The organism is Erwinia sp. S43, from assembly GCF_016624745.1.
In the GTDB taxonomy this organism is placed as follows: Bacteria; Pseudomonadota; Gammaproteobacteria; order Enterobacterales; family Enterobacteriaceae; genus Erwinia; species Erwinia coffeiphila.
In genome coordinates, this window is sequence record NZ_JACVTX010000008.1 from 120963 (window position 1) to 136910 (window position 15948).

Annotated in this window: 13 protein-coding genes; 7 read left to right on the plus strand and 6 right to left on the minus strand. The window is 57.1% G+C overall.

The genetic code is table 11. From position 1 onward, the window contains the following. Positions 1 to 21: 21 nt before the first annotated feature. From IBT47_RS12505 to fepB, 4 genes are all read right to left on the minus strand, one after another. A complete protein-coding gene (locus tag IBT47_RS12505) occupies positions 22 to 2130 on the minus strand; it encodes a TonB-dependent receptor (RefSeq protein WP_200560660.1) in 2109 nt (702 codons plus the stop codon). Positions 2131 to 2501: 371 nt separating this feature from the next. Continuing rightward, positions 2502 to 3551 carry an iron chelate uptake ABC transporter family permease subunit gene (locus IBT47_RS12510; protein ID WP_200560661.1) on the minus strand — a complete coding sequence of 350 codons (1050 nt, stop codon included), beginning with the start codon at positions 3549 to 3551 and terminating at the stop codon, positions 2502 to 2504. Continuing rightward, positions 3548 to 4558, minus strand: coding sequence for an iron ABC transporter permease (locus IBT47_RS12515; RefSeq protein ID WP_200560662.1), 1011 nt, complete (start codon positions 4556 to 4558; stop codon positions 3548 to 3550). The genes IBT47_RS12510 and IBT47_RS12515 overlap by 4 nt, the downstream gene beginning before the upstream one ends. Further along, positions 4555 to 5520 carry a Fe2+-enterobactin ABC transporter substrate-binding protein gene (fepB, locus tag IBT47_RS12520; protein WP_200560663.1) on the minus strand — a complete coding sequence of 322 codons (966 nt, stop codon included), beginning with the start codon at positions 5518 to 5520 and terminating at the stop codon, positions 4555 to 4557. The genes IBT47_RS12515 and fepB overlap by 4 nt, the downstream gene beginning before the upstream one ends. A 139-nt stretch (positions 5521 to 5659) precedes the next feature. Here fepB and IBT47_RS12525 point away from each other — a divergent pair, with 139 nt between their 5' ends. The 3 genes from IBT47_RS12525 to IBT47_RS12535 all read left to right on the plus strand — a co-directional run bounded on the left by IBT47_RS12525 (position 5660) and on the right by IBT47_RS12535 (position 9564). Further along, the gene (locus IBT47_RS12525) at positions 5660 to 6964 is read left to right on the plus strand and encodes an NtaA/DmoA family FMN-dependent monooxygenase (protein ID WP_105593675.1); all 1305 of its coding nucleotides are present in this window, start codon (positions 5660 to 5662) and stop codon (positions 6962 to 6964) included. Between the two features lie 126 nt (positions 6965 to 7090). Further along, a complete protein-coding gene (locus tag IBT47_RS12530) occupies positions 7091 to 8071 on the plus strand; it encodes a metallophosphoesterase (RefSeq protein ID WP_200560664.1) in 981 nt (326 codons plus the stop codon). Positions 8072 to 8160: 89 nt separating this feature from the next. Then, positions 8161 to 9564: a DNA cytosine methyltransferase gene (locus IBT47_RS12535; protein WP_234471876.1), complete on the plus strand. Its 1404-nt coding sequence runs from the start codon at positions 8161 to 8163 to the stop codon at positions 9562 to 9564. A gap of 96 nt (positions 9565 to 9660) precedes the next feature. Here the strand turns inward: IBT47_RS12535 and IBT47_RS12540 are convergent, their stop codons facing one another. Beyond that, entirely contained in the window at positions 9661 to 10911 is a 1251-nt protein-coding gene (locus IBT47_RS12540; protein ID WP_200560666.1) for an NAD(P)/FAD-dependent oxidoreductase, read from the minus strand. A 323-nt stretch (positions 10912 to 11234) separates the two neighbouring features. On the opposite strand from IBT47_RS12540, the gene IBT47_RS12545 reads away from it, so the two are divergent. From IBT47_RS12545 to argE, 4 genes are read left to right on the plus strand one after another with little or no spacing between them, the layout of a single operon-like run. Next, positions 11235 to 12641, plus strand: a complete 1407-nt coding sequence (locus IBT47_RS12545; protein WP_200560667.1) for a cytosine permease — start codon at positions 11235 to 11237, stop codon at positions 12639 to 12641. Positions 12642 to 12697: 56 nt separating this feature from the next. Beyond that, complete coding sequence (locus IBT47_RS12550; protein WP_200560668.1) at positions 12698 to 13126, plus strand: RidA family protein; 429 nt, start codon at positions 12698 to 12700, stop codon at positions 13124 to 13126. Continuing rightward, positions 13123 to 13797 (plus strand): DUF1028 domain-containing protein, encoded by a 675-nt coding sequence (locus tag IBT47_RS12555; protein ID WP_200560669.1) that lies wholly within the window; start codon positions 13123 to 13125, stop codon positions 13795 to 13797. Before IBT47_RS12550 ends, IBT47_RS12555 begins: the two co-directional genes overlap by 4 nt. After that, on the plus strand, positions 13790 to 14938 hold the full coding sequence (argE, locus tag IBT47_RS12560) for an acetylornithine deacetylase (RefSeq protein ID WP_200560670.1): 1149 nt from the start codon (positions 13790 to 13792) through the stop codon (positions 14936 to 14938). Before IBT47_RS12555 ends, argE begins: the two co-directional genes overlap by 8 nt. Positions 14939 to 14955: 17 nt before the next feature. Here argE and IBT47_RS12565 read toward each other — a convergent pair whose 3' ends face one another. Then, complete coding sequence (locus IBT47_RS12565) at positions 14956 to 15864, minus strand: LysR family transcriptional regulator (protein ID WP_200560671.1); 909 nt, start codon at positions 15862 to 15864, stop codon at positions 14956 to 14958. Positions 15865 to 15948 lie beyond the last annotated feature (84 nt).

Sequence of the window (15948 nt, forward strand, 5' to 3'; positions counted from 1 at the left end):
TCAGGGTATGCTCTAAAAATATTAGAAGTTCAGTTCCAGCGTGGTTCCAATTGCGCGCTCACGAAGCGTAATTGGCGTATTTCTGTCGTTGGCGCTAATACTCAAACTGTGATCGTTATCAAATAAGTTCTGCGCATACAGCGTCGCGCGACCATATTTGAAGGTATAAGCCAGCTGCGCATTAGAAACCCAGTATGGGGAAATCCGGCCACGATTGTCATTATCATAGGCTGAGTAATAAGATCCGCTGAATTTCACGTTACCGCTCAACTCAACGCCCGGCAGCAGCATATATTTCGCGCCCACGTTAGCCGTATAGCCCGGTGCTCGTGGCAGAACATTGCCTTCGTTGGTGCTGCCGTTAAACTCTTTGATCTTGGTTTTCAGCAGGCCAACGGAGGTATTCATTTCAAAATCAATGCTCGGCTTCCAGATAGCGCCAAACTCTGCACCATAGGTCACCACTTTGTCCGCATTGTCGATAATCGATGAGCCTGATGACAGCGTATACGGCAGCTGCATGTTTTTGTAATCGTTATAGAACACGTTACTGGTCAGATCGAGGTCGGCCGCATCAATGTGGTGACGGGTATACAGTTCATAGTTCCAGACGTATTCCGGATCGTAGGTGTAGGTGACCACCGGCGTGGCGAAGGTGATGCCCGCACCACCGGCGTTATAACCGCGAGCGATTTTGGCACCGAAGGTCTGGCCTTCGATCGGCTTCCATGCCACGTCCAGTTTCGGCAGGAAAACGTTGTAGGTTTCATCGAAATTCACTGCGGATGCACCACCGCTACCAACGCGGCGGCGATGTTCGCGTTCCAGGCGGCTGGAGGCGGTGACATCAACCTGTTCGGTCAGCGCATAGGTCAGTTCGGCGAAGGCCGATGAAGTTTTGGTTTCATCCTTGAAGAAGCTGCCGCCGTAAAGGTACACATCCTCATCCTGGCTGGCGGTGAAGTAGTTCAGTCCGGCCAGACCGCGCCAGACGTTATCTTCGGTGGCAAAGTTCACCAGTGGTGACATCTGGAATTCATGGCCATCGACGTTAGCACTGACGTTGCTGGCGTAGGTATGGCGATGCTGATTGAACGCGGTATACAGCGCTTTGTTCGACAGACGCAGCTGTTCCGACTGATCCCAGGAGATATCCCAGATCGTGCTGTTGTACTGATTCTGGAAGACCGGACGGCGGCGATCGTAGCGGGCAACGGTGTTGGTTTCCGGGCTGAGCGCTTCGTTCTGTGGTGCGATGCTGTCAAAGTGGTTGACTGTCAGCTTGGTGCTCAGTTCGCGTAGCGATGACGGGTTATACAACAGCTTCATACGCGCGGTATTGGTTTCAACCTGCTTCACTTTCCCCGGATAGGGATCGTAATCAATCAGGTCGACGGTGCTCTGGCGGCGCTGGCGATCGAGGCTGACGCGGAAGGCCAGTTCATCTTCGATCAGTGGCCCGGAAACCATGGCGGCTGTTTGCGAGGCGTGTTGATTACCGATACCGCCTTTTACCGCACTTTCCCATTCAAACGACGGATCGCGCGTGGTCATTACCACCGCACCGGCAATGGCGTTACGTCCCTGCACATAGCTCTGTGGGCCGAGGAAAACTTCGGTACGGTCCACATCCCACAGCGACTGGCTGCCGAATGCCATTTCGTTATAGCTCAGCGAACGGCCATCGACGGACATGTTGATACGCGGGCGTGAACCGGTGAAGAATGCGGTCGCACCGGTTGCCGGACCGGAACCGTCCAGGCCGCGAATGGTAGGCAGATCGTTACCCGGGCCCACATCGGTAATGTTCGGGATCATCTGCATGATGTCGCGAATTTCCACTGCGTGCGGCAGGGAATCGATTGCGTCTTTGTCGTAAACTTTGACGCTGGAGCCGGTGTCATAGATCGAGCGGTTGGTCTTCTCACCGGTGACGATCATCGTGTTATCAACGGCGGTTTCGGTTTCTTTTTGATTACCTTCTGCCACTTTGTCATCAGCCACTTTCTCTTCAGCTGCCGCGGCATTACCTGCGCCTAACACGCATAAGCCAATTAACAGCGATGAAAATGTCCGTTTGAAAACCCGTCCTGCTTCGGGCTGACGTTGAGCCTGAGTCTGCTCGGCCATGTGTCTTTCTCCTTTCCCAGATGCGCACTGCTTTTATTGTTTTTACGAGGGTGAAACGACAATAACATTCACATTACTAATGACTTTATCGGCCATCCTGGCTTTTGGTTATGTAATATCTACGCTGACTTTCTGCGAAAATAATAGTCACGCTGGTAAATTATGCTTTTTAACCATGATGTTAACGCGCCATCAAGAGATTCAGCTGAGAAGTGGTCACTATGAGGTAAGTAATACCGCGCTAAAAAATCGTCAAAAATAATAATGATTTGCACATGTTAATGCAAATCATTATCAAATGTAACAAAAGTAAATTTTGGTTTTATATGCCGGGGAATGATTCTGTTGCAGTTATTTGTACTGGAGATGGTTTAAATTTGTCGGGTACGGGTCAGCAGCCAAAGCAAATAGATCCCGCCAATAATTCCGGTCATGCGTCCAACGGGAACGGTGATCCCTACAGGCATTAGCTGGGTGAATAGATCGGCCAGAATCAGCAGGCAGGCACCCATTAATGCGGCCCCCATCACCGGCACTCCCCGCCCGGCGGTCAGGCGAACCACCAGTTGTGGAGCGGCCAGCGCCACAAAGGCTATCGGTCCGGTAGCGCTGGTTGCCACTGCCGCCAGCATTACGCCGGCAAACAGCATCAGTAAGCGCATACGTTCAACCGGAACGCCTAACTGACGGGCCAGGTCATCGCCCATCTCCATTAAATTCAGACGATGTGCCCCAAGCAGGACCAGCGGCAATAGTACGATCACACCGACAATCACCGGAATAGCATGATCCCAACTGCGTGCGGCGGTAGTACCTGAGAGCCACAGATTTGCCATGATGGAATTATCGAGATCGCCTTTAACCAGCATTAATCCGTTGAATGCACTGAGGATCGCGCCTACGCCGATGCCGGTAAGAATCAGCCGGTAGCCCCGTACCGCGCCTCCCTGGCGTGCCAGCAGGTAGACCAGCAGTGCCGTCAGCATCCCGCCCGCCAGCGACCAGATCACGACCTGTAGCGTTCCGCCATCAAACAGCACAATCTGCATGATAGCCCCGCTGGCTGCCCCCGTGGTAAAGCCGATAATGTCAGGCGAACCCAGCACATTGCGTGAAATCGACTGGAAAATTGCCCCGGAAACACCGAGTGCCGCCCCGACAAATAGCGCCACCAGTACTCTCGGCAGGCGAATATTGCGGATAACGTGGCCGAGAATCCCCTCATCACCGCTGCCGGACAGTGCAGCAAGCACCTGCGGAATGCCAATCGGCAGGCGGCCGACGGTCATGGCGTAACAGCCCAGTATGAGCGCCAGCACCAGCAGGCAACAACACACCAGCAGATTGCGCAGTGACAAGCGGAGTGAAAACCGTCGCCACTGCCAGATGCGGCCCGTAATCGGCAGATCCTGATACTTCATGCCTGTACCCTCTTCCAGCGTCTCACCAGCCAGATAAATACCGGTCCGCCAAGCAGCGCGACCATAATGCCTACACTGACTTCTCCGGGATATCCCACCAGACGCCCAAGCGTATCTGCCGCCATCACCAGAATGGCCGAAATCAGCATCGCCCAGGGCAGCAGCCAGCGGTGATCCGCGCCGGAAAATGCCCTGGCGAAGTGCGGCGCGGTCAGTCCGATAAACCCGATCGGTCCGGCGGCGGCGGTTGCCGATCCTGCCAGCAACACAATCGACAGCGCCGCCAGCAGCCAGATGCGCAGCGGATTCACTCCGAGGGATTTGCCCAGGTCGAGGCCGAGAGCCAGCGTATCCAGTGCCGTCGCAAGGATAAGCGCCAGCACCACGCCGGTTAAAACCAGTAATGACACTGGCAGCAGCACCACATAGCCTCGCCCTTGTAATGAGCCGACAACCCAGTGGCGAAACTGGTCAAATACGGCCTCATCGCTATTAACGGTAATCAGCTGAGTCAGTGCCAGCATCACAATCGACAGCGCAGCCCCGGCCAGCACCATCCGCACCGGGTTGTTGCCGCGCAGGCCACCCAGTGCACATACCGCACCGCCGGTCAGTGCAGCACCTCCCAGGGCGAACCAGATGTACTGATTGATATTGGACAGCCCGAGAAAGGCGATCGCCATAACGCTGGCGAGCGTGGCTCCGGCATTCACGCCGAGGAGACCCGGGTCGGCCAGCGGATTGCGGGTTAGCGCCTGCATTACCGCACCGGCCGCGCCCAGCGCCACACCGACAACCAGCCCGAGCAGCGTGCGCGGTACCCGTAAATAGTGCACCAGCAGATGTTCACTATTACGTGGATCAAAATGTACCAGCGCCTGCCAGGTGGTCGCAGGCGAAATCGCCCGGGTGCCGATAAACATGCTGCAGATGGTCAGTAAAACCAACAGCAGCATGCCCCAGAGCAAACCGCTGCGGCGAAAATCCGGACTGAAAAGTTGATTCATTGCCCGCTGGCTGCCGGGGTTTTAGCGAAGTTTTTCACCACGTCACGCACAATCTCACTGGCACTGTAGTAGTCAATACGGAAGGAGTTGATCCCCAGACTGTAAACCCGCTTCGTTTGCACCGAAGGCAGATTCGCCAGCATCGGATCGCGAAGAAAAGCATCGACCCGCTCCTGCGGCGCGCGCAGCAGGAAGGTGGTGGCCGCAGTCAGCTGGGTCAGATTCTCGTAGGTTGCCCAGACAAAATCATTCTGCGCTTTGACCGTGGTTTGCCAGGCCGGGTTCGGATCTTCCATTTTAAAGCCGAGTGATGCCAGCAGGCTGCTGTGCACGCCTCTTGCCGTCGCGATCGGATTAGGGATACCGGGGCCGTTATAGCTGATGATATTGGCCTGGCCCGGCGGGACGGTGATTTTTTCCCGCGCCTGCTGCACGAGGCTGTCAAACTCGCTGATACGTGCGCTGGCTTCTTTTTCCAGTCCGCTGGCTTCACCGAGCAGCGTCGCCAGTTCCTGCCAGGTTTGTCCACCGTAGTCAACGATGATCGTTGGTGCAATCTGGCGGAAGTCTGCCAGCTGCGCCTTGGCGGAATCCGCTCCGCCCGTGGAAACCACAATCAGATCCGGGGTGACTGCGTACGCCTGTTCCAGATCGACGGTGCCCGCCGACCACAGTTTTTCCAGCTTGCGCTCTGCCGCTACCGGCTGCCACTGCGCGTACCAGTCGCCGTTCACGCCGGTGGCGCTGCCCGCCAGCGGCGCATCAATGGCCAGCAGCGTACCCGTCACGGTGACCGATGTGGAAAGAATACGCTTTGGTTTCGCCGGGATGGTCGTGGTCGTGCCATCCGCATTGTGGAACTGGCGCGGCCAGCCTTTTTCACCTTCAGCCTGGCTGGAAAAAGCCGTTATCAACAGCACCAGAGATAATAAGTATCGCAAATTTAGTTTAATATTTTTCATATATCCCTTCATTTGTAAGGACTATTTTGCACAGCACACGCTGCCCTGCGCCATTGCGTATTCATAAAACGACGGGCAGTATATTCCGCACGCACATCTACAACAACATCAGTAAATGCAAGGATATAAGGAGAATGGAGTGAATAATAACAGGCAGCTCTGCGTCGGGTTATCGCTTGCTGTAACCTGGCTAACCGGCAATGGATGGCGCCGAAATGACAGTGACGTAGAGTCAATTTACTCAAGCGAATTTTATGTTGATATCGCCCGGCGCGCCGAAGCAGCAAAGCTCGATTTCCTGTTCCGCCCCGATGCGATGTGGTTATCACGCCAGGCGGTGGTTGAATCTCCAGCCTTCAGCAGCGTTGATCCTACTCTGCTGATGGCATCCATTGCCGCGCACACCAGCCGCATCGGGCTGGTTTCCACCGCCTCAACGACGTTTATGCCGCCCTACGTGGTGGCGCGCCAGTTCCAGTCGCTGAACCAGCTCAGCCGGGGCCGCGCAGGTTGGAACGTGGTGACCTCACTGGCCGGGAATCTGAATTTTGGCCTCAGCGAAATGCCTCCGTCGGCGCAGCGCTATGCTCAGGCGCTGGAATTCACCGAGGTGGTGCGCAAACTTTGGCGCAGCTACCCGGCAGAGGCGCTGCGCATCGATCGTGAAGCGGGCGTGTATGCCGATTTTGATAAAGTGGTGCCGATCGATCATCAGGGTGAGCACTTCAGCGTTCAGGGCCCGCTTAACGTGCCTGAATGGGACGGCCCGCGCATTCCGCTGTTCCAGGCGGGGGCTTCCGATTCCGGCCGTGACTTTGCAGCTCGTACCGCCGATGCCATTTTTGCCGCCACGCCTGATATCGCTGCGGGCGTAGAGCTGCGCAACGATCTGCGGCGCAGGGCGGTGGCGCACGGGCGCAGCGCTGATGATATCCGCCTGATGCCGGGCGTCAGTCTGTATCTGGGCAATACCCGGGAGGAGGCGCAGGAACTTTACCGTGCCACGCAGGAAGGGCTGGACCCGGAGCGCAAATTCGCCCGCGCCAGCGAGCTGCTCGGCATTAACCTGCGCGAGCTGTCGCCGGATACCCGTATTACGCCGGACATGCTGCCACCACCGGGTAAAGTGTTCAGCCAGACTCACGCCAATCTGCTGCGACGGCTGATCGAGCGCGAGCAGCCGCTGCTGCGCGATCTGATGACGCGGCCGGAGGTGGTTGGTTCCGCCTACTGGCAGGTTATCGGCACGGTGGAAGATGCGGTACGCGAAATTCGTGAACGCTTTGAGGCCGGTGCGCTGGACGGTATCATCGCCATTCCGGGCGGCTCGCCGGGCTGTATGGATCTCACCCTCAGCCAGCTGATGCCGCGCCTGAGTGAAGAGGGCCTGCTGCGCCGCGAGTATTCATCCACAACGCTGGCCGGGCATCTTGGGATTGGCTGAGTGTAATCGGACTGTCGCTTCCCGACAGTCCGTTTTCTGTCGTATAAACGTCACGTTTCGGCAATAAAAACGTCATTCCGCACGGCGAGGATAGGGCTCTTATTTATTGCCTGGATCTGCTGCACGATGTCCCTTAAAACGTTGCCAAATCCGCTTTCCCAGCCGCAGCGACTGGCGCTGGGCGAGGCCGGAATTCTTTACCAGCCCCCTGCCTTACGCTCGCCTAACCCCGCCGACAGCACCCTGCGATTTGGCTTGATTGCCGATCCTCAGTATGCGGATGCCGATCCCGATGTGGAAAATAACCTCTATTACCGCCACGGGCTGTGTAAGCTTTCCTCGGCCATTAGCGCGCTGAACGATCTGTCACTCGATTTTGTTGCCACCCTGGGCGACCTGGTCGATCGCCAGTGGTCAAGCTACAGCGAGCTGCTGCCGCGCTATGATGCCCTGCACCATCCGCATGTCGCGGTGATCGGTAATCATGATGCGCAGGTGATTTCCGAACATCTGGCCGCGCACACTCCGCCGCTGGGCCTGCCGAAAAGCTATTACCACTTCCGCCTCAGCGGCTATCGCTTTCTGGTCATCGATGGCAACGACATCAGCCTTTACTGCAACGCGGGCAACGGTGACGATCTGCAGCAGGCTCGTGAACAGCTTGATGAACTGATTGCGCAGCAGCAGCCGCAGGCCCAGCGCTGGAACGGTGCGGTCGGCGAGAAGCAGCTGGCGTGGATTGAGCAGAATCTGCAACAGGCGCAGGCGCTGGGTGAAACGGTTATTGTGTTTGGCCACTATCCGCTGGCTCCGCTAAAAAAACACATTCTGTGGAATGGTGAAGCGGTGGCGGATCTGCTGTGCCGCTATCAGGTTCGCGCCTACTTCGCCGGTCACGATCACCGTGGCGGCTACTACCGACGTGGAAATACCGATTTTATTACTCTGAAAGGGATGCTCGACGGCCCGGATAACGTGCCTTTTGCCGTTGCCGAACTCAACGGGAACAGGCTTATCATCACCGGTTTTGGTGGTGAAATCAGCCGTATTCTGCCACTAAGCCACAGCGAGCCGCTGCACGAGGTGGATAGCGAGAGCCGTCTGTAAAATCCGGGTCAATTATGTGATAGCCTGTCACGAACTTAACCCGGAATATTATCGTCATGAAAGAATTACCGCCTGCCGTGCAGCCGCTGATGGCCGGTTCCCGTGAAGGATTACAGGCCCGCATCGCGGAAGATCTCGCACTGCTGCTGCGGGTGTTGGAAATTTACGATCGACGGACCGTTGCCGAACATTTGCAATCGGTCGGCGGTGACGGCTGGACGCGTGAGTCGGTAAGCCGCTGGATAAGCGGAAAATCCGCCGCACAGGCATTAACCGCAGCGGAAGTCAGCGCGCTTGAGGCCATGCTGCCGCAGCCACCGTCGCATCATCCCCACTATCCGTTCCGCTTTATCGATCTCTTCGCCGGTATCGGGGGTATTCGTAGCGGCTTTGAGGCGATTGGCGGTCAGTGTGTGTTCACCAGTGAGTGGAATCCGCACGCGGTAAGAACCTACCGGGCTAACTGGTTTAACGATGAGCACGAGCACACGTTTAATACTGATATCCGTAAGGTCACGCTGAGCGATAAACCCGAGGTGGCCGAAGCGGAAGCCTATGCCCATATCGATCGGCAGATCCCCCAGCACGATGTCCTGTTAGCGGGCTTTCCCTGCCAGCCGTTCAGCCTGGCGGGCGTCAGCAAAAAGAATTCCCTCGGCCGCGCGCACGGTTTTGAATGTGATACGCAGGGCACACTGTTCTTCGATGTGGCGCGAATTATCGCCGTCAAAAAACCGGCAATCTTCGTGCTGGAGAACGTAAAAAACCTGAAAAGCCACGATAAAGGCAAAACGTTTCGCGTAATTATGCAAACGCTGGATGAGCTGGGCTACGACGTCGCTGATGCTGATGTTAACGGTGCGACCGATCCCAAAATCATCGACGGCAAACATTTTTTACCGCAGCACCGCGAGCGTATTGTGCTGGTGGGATTCCGCCGCGATCTTGGCCTGGCAAAAGACTTTACCCTGCGCGATATTGCGAAGTTCTATCCGCCGCAGCGCCCCGCCTTTGCCGATCTGCTGGATAAGCAGGTTGAGAGCAAATATATCCTGACGGTAAAACTGTGGGAGTACCTCTACAACTACGCGAAGAAACACCAGGCTAAAGGGAATGGTTTTGGTTACGGACTGGTGTCACCCGCCGATCGGCAGGTTGTTTCGCGCACCCTTTCCGCGCGTTACCACAAAGATGGTTCTGAGATCCTGATCGACCGGGGGTGGGATAAAGCGCTGGGCGAGAAAGCGTTCCACGATGCAGCCAACCTTGAACACCGCCCGCGCAGGTTAACGCCGCGTGAGTGCGCTCGCCTGATGGGCTTCGAAAAGCCGGGGGAAAAGACGTTTCGTATTCCGGTGTCGGATACCCAGTCCTATCGTCAATTTGGGAATTCGGTGGTGGTGCCCGCTTTTGCTGCCGTGGCCCGGCTGCTGGAGCCGGTGATTTTGCAGGCGGTGAAGAAAACTCGCGCTGCGGAGAAAACGGCGGGATAAACGGCCGGAAAGCGGGGGGCATCCCCCTTTCCGGCAAGCGCTATCTCATCTTCATCGTGGTTCTGGCGTTATGCTTTTCGCTTTGGCTGCAAGGGCTTACTGCCAGGTAAGGTAGTTGCGCTGAATGGCAATCTGGTCAGCGATATATTTGGCGTCGTGCCATACGCCCCAGATAAATGACGAACCGCGCCTGGAGAGCCACGGTAAACCGAGGAAATAAACCCCGGGTTCCGATGATACGCCGCGCTGATGCTGCGGTTTGCCCTGTGCATCACAGGCATTAACGTTCAGCCAGCGATAATCCGAGGTAAAGCCCGTCGCCCAGATAATCGTGGTGATGTTGTTTGCGGCCAGATTCAGCTGTAGATCCGGTGAGGTCATACAGGCAGGCGCCGGGCGAATGATCCGCGCCTGCGGCTCTTCCGGAAAATCCTGACCATTGCGTGTGACCCACTCATCTGCAGCATCAAGCAGGGAGAGATAGTTTTCATCCCCGCGCACGATGTTCTGCGCCAGATCGTTTTCAAATTCCACCACACCGTTGGCAAAACGCTTCGTGCGGCCAACCAGCCTGACCCCTTCCTCCGCCAGCTTGCGGAAATCAACCGTATGGCCGCCGTTTGCGCCGCTGACGGCGATCGTCACGTGTTCTTTGCCCGGCTCCGTGGTCGCTTTATCCCACAGGCCAAGCACCCCTAACCACCAGCAAAAATCGCGCCCGCGATAGCTGCGCGGCGGCCGGTCGTGCGGACCAACGGAAAGATAGACTTCTTTCCCGGCGCGATTCAGTTCCTCGGCGATCTGCACACCGGATGAACCCGCACCGACAATCATCACGGCTCCATCCGGGAGCTGCGCGGGGTTGCGATAATGTGCCGAATGCAGCTGCGTCAGTTCTGCGGTCTGCGGTGCAATGGGCGGAATGGCCGGGCACTGGAACGGGCCGGTAGCCACCACCAGATGGCGGGCTTCAAACACCCCGGCGGAGGTTTCTACACGAAAGCCGGGCTTGCCAATGTTGCGATCGACCCGCCGTACCTCTACACCGGTGCGAATGGGGGCATTGAAGCGGCTGGCGTAGGCTTCCATATAGTCCGCCACGCGCTCTTTAGGTACAAAGCCATCAGGGCTGATACCGGAAAACTCCATGCCGGGAAAGCGATCGTGCCAGGCGGGGCCATTGGCGACCAGTGAATCCCATCGGCCGGTGCGCCAGGCTTCAGCAATACGATTTTTTTCTAACACAATGTGGGGGATGTCCAGCCGCGTCAGGTGTTCGCTCATTGCCACACCTGCCTGACCGGCACCGACAACCAGCGTATCAATGAAGGTTATTTCTGGCGTCATCTCTCTATCCTCAGGCTTATGGAATCGTCAAATGCAGCCTAGGGAGCGAATCAGAGACGGTAAAATATTATTAAGTTCATCATTGACGATAAATTAACGATTCAGGCCGCGGGAGTTCGTTCCTGCTCAATGTTATCCATATGTCTCAAGTGTTGAAATTTCGTTAAATCACCACTGGTTTGCCCTGCCAAGTTTTTTCATTCTCTCTGACCATAAACTTACTAATTTACCCGTCGAAAAAAGAGTGCGCATTATCGCCTCAATAAAAAAACGATGCGTCGACGCCTCGAAATCCCCTGCACTTTCTGACATTGGAGCCTGCTATGTCGCCAACAGAAACATCGCCCCCGCTGATTGAGAAACACACTATTGGCTATGTTCCCCCGGCCGATCGTCACGGTAAAACCCGCGATCTGTTTACCCTGTGGTTTGGCGGAAATATCGCTCCGCTGCCGATTGTCACCGGCGCACTGGCCGTTCAGCTGTTTCATCTGAACTTGTTGTGGGGCGTGGTGGCCATTCTGGTCGGCCATCTCGCTGGCGGTGCGCTGATGGCGCTGCACTCCGCACAGGGGCCGCAGATGGGGATTCCGCAAATGATTCAGAGCCGTGCGCAGTTCGGCTCGCTGGGTTCCTTGCTGGTGGTGTCGATTGCCGGAGTAATGTACGTCGGCTTTTTTACCTCGAATATCGTCCTGGCCGGTGAGTCGCTGCACGGCATCGCTCCCGGCGTACCGCTGCCGGTCGGGATTGTTATTGGTGCCGTGGGGTCCGGGATAATCGGCATTATCGGCTACCGGTTTATCCACGTGCTGAACCGCATCGGGACCTGGGTGCTGGGGATCGGTATCGTGCTGGGCTTCGGCTATATCTTTAGCCATATCCATACGGCGGATTTCCTGACGCGCGGCGGATTTTCACTTTACGGCTGGCTGGCAACGGTATCGCTGGCGGCACTGTGGCAGATCGCTTTTGCCCCCTATGTTTCCGATTATTCCCGCTATTTGCCGGAAAATGTGTCCGTAGCAGGTACGTTCTGGGCGACTTACTGGGGATCGACGCTCGGCTCCAGCCTGTCATTTATCTTTGGTGCCGTGGCGGTGCTGGCGACCCCGCCGGGCCTGCAAACCATGGACGCCGTCAGGGCTGCCACCGGTGCGATTGGGCCACTGATGCTGGTGCTGTTTCTGCTGAGTGTGATCAGCCATAACGCCCTTAACCTGTACGGCGCGGTGATGTCGTTAATTACCCTGGTGCAAACCTTTTTCTGGCGCTGGATACCCGGCAGTAAAAGCCGGGCCGTGCTGTCGGCAATCGCCCTGGTGATCTGCTCGGTGGCGGCGATCTTTGCCTCGGCGGATTTCATCAGCCACTTTGTGGATCTGGTTCTGGCGCTGCTGGTGGTGCTGGTGCCCTGGACTGCGATCAACCTGATCGATTTTTATGCCATCCACAAAGGCAACTACGACATTAGCTCCATTTTCCAGGTGGATGGTGGGATTTATGGCCGCTATAACCCGCAGGCACTGCTGGCTTACGGCATCGGCATTGTGGTGCAGATCCCCTTTATGAATACCCCGCTCTATGTTGGCCCCGTTTCCGCGTGGATTAACGGCGCGGATCTCTCCTGGCTGATCGGCCTGCTGGTGACCTCACCGCTTTATTACTGGCTGGCCAGCCGCAACAGCGCGTATCGCCGCAGGCAGCAGAGCTACTGCCGACCCGCCTGAATTTTCCACCGGCCGCGTTATGCGGCCTCATTTACCCGTTTTACAGGAGTTAAAAGATGAGCAAACCGACGCATACCCGTATTCGCATGTTCAATACCAAAGCGACCTATCCAAATCAGAGCCTGGATAACGATCTGTGCCAGGCGGTACGTGCAGGTAATACCGTTTACGTGCGTGGCCAGGTGGGTACCGATTTTTCCGGGGCGCTGGTGGGGCTGGGCGATCCGCGCGCGCAGGCGGAGCAGGCGATGAAAAACGTGAAACAGCTGCTGGAAGAGGCGGGAAGCGATCTGTCGCACATCGTCAAAACGACCACGTATCTTATCGATCCCCGCTACCGTGAGCCGGTCTATCAGGAAGTCGGAAAGTGGCTGAAGGGCGTTTTCCCTATCTCTACCGGGCTGGTGGTGTCTGCACTGGCGCAGCCGCAGTGGCTGATGGAAATTGATGTCATAGCCGTTATTCCGGATGAGGAGGCGCTGTGACCTTCTCAATCGCGGCACGCTGTAGTGAAACCGGGCAATTTGGCGTGGCCGTCAGCTCCTCCAGCATGGCGGTGGGTGCCCGCTGTCCGTGGGTACTGAGCGGGGTCGGTGCAGTATCCAGCCAGAACATCACCCTGCCCGCTCTTGGCCCGGAAATCCTCGCGGCACTGGATCAGGGGGCGACCGTGTCGCGAGCGTTAGATGATGCGCTGGCCCGTGACGCACACTGCCAGTATCGCCAGGTGACGGTGATTGGGCGCGATGGCCACACCGCCATATTTAGCGGCAGCCAGACGCTGGGTGTGCATCATGCGGTTCAGGGGAAAGCGTGCGTGGCTGCGGGAAATATGCTGGCAGGGAAACAGGTGATCGTCGCTATGGTCAGCGCATTTGAGAAAAGCCAGGGTTCACTGGCAGAGCGCCTGATCCTCGCGATGGAAGCGGGGCTGGCGGCGGGAGGAGAAGCTGGCCCGGTCCATTCCGCCGCGCTGAAAGTGGTGGGCGATCAAAGCTGGCCGCTGGTTGACCTCAGAGTTGACTGGGCGGATGCTGCTCCATTGGCCCGGCTGAACGATCTCTGGCGCGCCTGGCAACCTCAGGCGCAGGACTATCTGACGCGAGCACTCGATCCGCGTCAGGCCCCCGGCTATGGGGTTCCCGGCGATGAATAGCCCGGTACGCGATTTACTGGCGCAGCTACTGGCGTTCGATACCACCAGCCGTGAATCCAATCTTGCGCTGATTCACTTTGTTCAGAGCTGGCTGGCGGAACACGGCGTGGCATCCCGGCTGCTGCATAATGACAGCGGCAGCAAGGCGAATCTCTACGCGGTGATTGGCCCCGATACAGCGGGTGGCGTGATGCTCTCCGGCCATACCGATGTAGTACCGGTCGAGGGGCAGACGTGGAGCGTGCCGCCGTTTGCGCTGACGGAACAGGAAGGCCGCTATTACGGGCGCGGCAGCACCGATATGAAGGGATTCCTCGCCTGCGTGCTGGCCTCGGTTCCGGCATTTGTTGCCGAACCGCTGCGACTGCCGCTGCACCTGGCATTCTCCTACGACGAAGAGGTCGGCTGCCTGGGCGTGCGCAGCCTGACGGAGCTGCTGGCTGATGCGGCCAGTAAACCGGCGTTGTGCATTATTGGCGAACCCACTGAAATGCGGCCGGTTTACGGCCATAAGGGTAAAGTGGCGATGCGCTGCGACGTGCGCGGCCACGCCTGCCATTCCGCCTATGCGCCGCAGGGGGTGAATGCGATTGAGTATGCTACCCGGCTGATTACCCGGTTGATGGATGAAGGGGACCAGCTGGCCGAGGTGCAGGACAGCCGTTTCGATCCGGCATTCAGCACCCTGCAGGTTGGTACGATTTCCGGCGGCACAGCGTTAAATATCGTGCCGCAGTCCTGCCAGTTTGACTTTGAAATCCGCCATCTGCCCGATGCCCCGGCTGACGCGGTCATTGAGCGGATCGCACAGTATGCGCAGTGCGAGCTGTTACCCGCTATGCGGCAAAAAGCCGACGGCTGTAGCATCACCTTTCAGCCGCTCAGCCAGTATCCCGGTCTGCTGACCGATCCCACGTGTCGGTTCGCCAGCCTGCTGGCCGAATGGTGCGGCTGCGACCGTTTCAGTACCGTTGCTTTTGGCACGGAAGGCGGATTATTTCATCAGGCGGGTATGACGACGCTGGTTTGCGGTCCGGGTAGTATGGAACAGGGGCATAAACCGGATGAGTTCATCAGCGTGGAACAGATCGATGCCTGTATGAAAATGCTGGGGAATCTGACCCAATGGCTGCGCGCCTGAACGGCGCGCTGATCCGTTTACAGCATGCCCGGTAGTTCGGCTTTGCAGTATTCCACGAACAGTCCGGCGGGTTTGGTCAGCCGATCGCCAGCCAGCCAGGCGGCGGCCAGCCCGGAACCCTCCACCTCATCTTTCAGCTCCACCATGGCCAGCGGCTTCCCGTCGTAGCTGAACTTGCCGCTCGGGCGGGTTACCAGCACGGCAAAACCAAAACCGTGGCCAACCATACCGCGCACCATTTCAATCGATGGCGAGCTAAAGACAATATCCGGCGTGATGCCTGCGCGGGTAAACAGGCTGATAAAGTAGTTACGGCTGGGCTGCACATCCAGCAGGATCATCGGTTCATCGGCCAGTTCAGACAGGGAAACCGCACTCTGCTGCGCCAGTCGGTGCGCCGCAGGCAGCAGAATGTACGGTTTCCTTGGTGCGACCAGCGGTTCCACGCTCAGGCTGTTGTCGAGATCGTGCTGATAGAGCAGCGCCACGTCGAAGCGGCCTGCGGCCAGCCCCTGCAACAGTTCGTGCTGCTCGCCGTCGCGGATCATAATCTCCACGCCGGGATACAGAGCCTTAAAGCCGTGGATCAGCTTTGGCAGAATCAGTGGAGCGACCGTTTCAAAGCAGCCGATATCGATTTTACCCGCCACAATGTCCGTATCGGCCAGCGCATTTTGCTCAAATTCATGGGCCATTCGCAGCAGCCTGACCGCCTTACGATGAAAACGGGTGCCGGAAGGCGTTAGCGACACGCCCTGCGCGTGATGGCGAATAAAAAGCTGTACGCCGAAGCTCTCTTCCAGAATCTTTATTGCCGTTGAGATCGACGGCTGTGCGATAAATAACTTGCGGGAAGCTTCCGCCACGCTGCCACATTCAACCGTCGTGACGAAATACTTCAGCTGACGCAATGTGTAGTTTGCCATAGACCATCCTTATTCGTTCTCAGGATCATATCCGGCAAAATGGCGGCGATAAAGCGTTTATCTGTGTTGAACTTCACGTATTTT

Bases quoted from the DNA above. Each gene is read 5' to 3' on its own strand.
- IBT47_RS12505 (WP_200560660.1), bottom strand. From the start codon at position 2,130: ATGGCCGAGCAGACTCAGGCTCAACGTCAGCCCGAAGCAGGACGGGTT.
- IBT47_RS12510 (WP_200560661.1), bottom strand. From the start codon at position 3,551: ATGAAGTATCAGGATCTGCCGATTACGGGCCGCATCTGGCAGTGGCGA.
- IBT47_RS12515 (WP_200560662.1), bottom strand. From the start codon at position 4,558: ATGAATCAACTTTTCAGTCCGGATTTTCGCCGCAGCGGTTTGCTCTGG.
- fepB (WP_200560663.1), bottom strand. From the start codon at position 5,520: ATGAAAAATATTAAACTAAATTTGCGATACTTATTATCTCTGGTGCTG.
- IBT47_RS12530 (WP_200560664.1), top strand. From the start codon at position 7,091: ATGTCCCTTAAAACGTTGCCAAATCCGCTTTCCCAGCCGCAGCGACTG.
- IBT47_RS12535 (WP_234471876.1), top strand. From the start codon at position 8,161: ATGGCCGGTTCCCGTGAAGGATTACAGGCCCGCATCGCGGAAGATCTC.
- IBT47_RS12540 (WP_200560666.1), bottom strand. From the start codon at position 10,911: ATGACGCCAGAAATAACCTTCATTGATACGCTGGTTGTCGGTGCCGGT.
- IBT47_RS12545 (WP_200560667.1), top strand. From the start codon at position 11,235: ATGTCGCCAACAGAAACATCGCCCCCGCTGATTGAGAAACACACTATT.
- IBT47_RS12550 (WP_200560668.1), top strand. From the start codon at position 12,698: ATGAGCAAACCGACGCATACCCGTATTCGCATGTTCAATACCAAAGCG.
- argE (WP_200560670.1), top strand. From the start codon at position 13,790: ATGAATAGCCCGGTACGCGATTTACTGGCGCAGCTACTGGCGTTCGAT.
- IBT47_RS12565 (WP_200560671.1), bottom strand. From the start codon at position 15,864: ATGGCAAACTACACATTGCGTCAGCTGAAGTATTTCGTCACGACGGTT.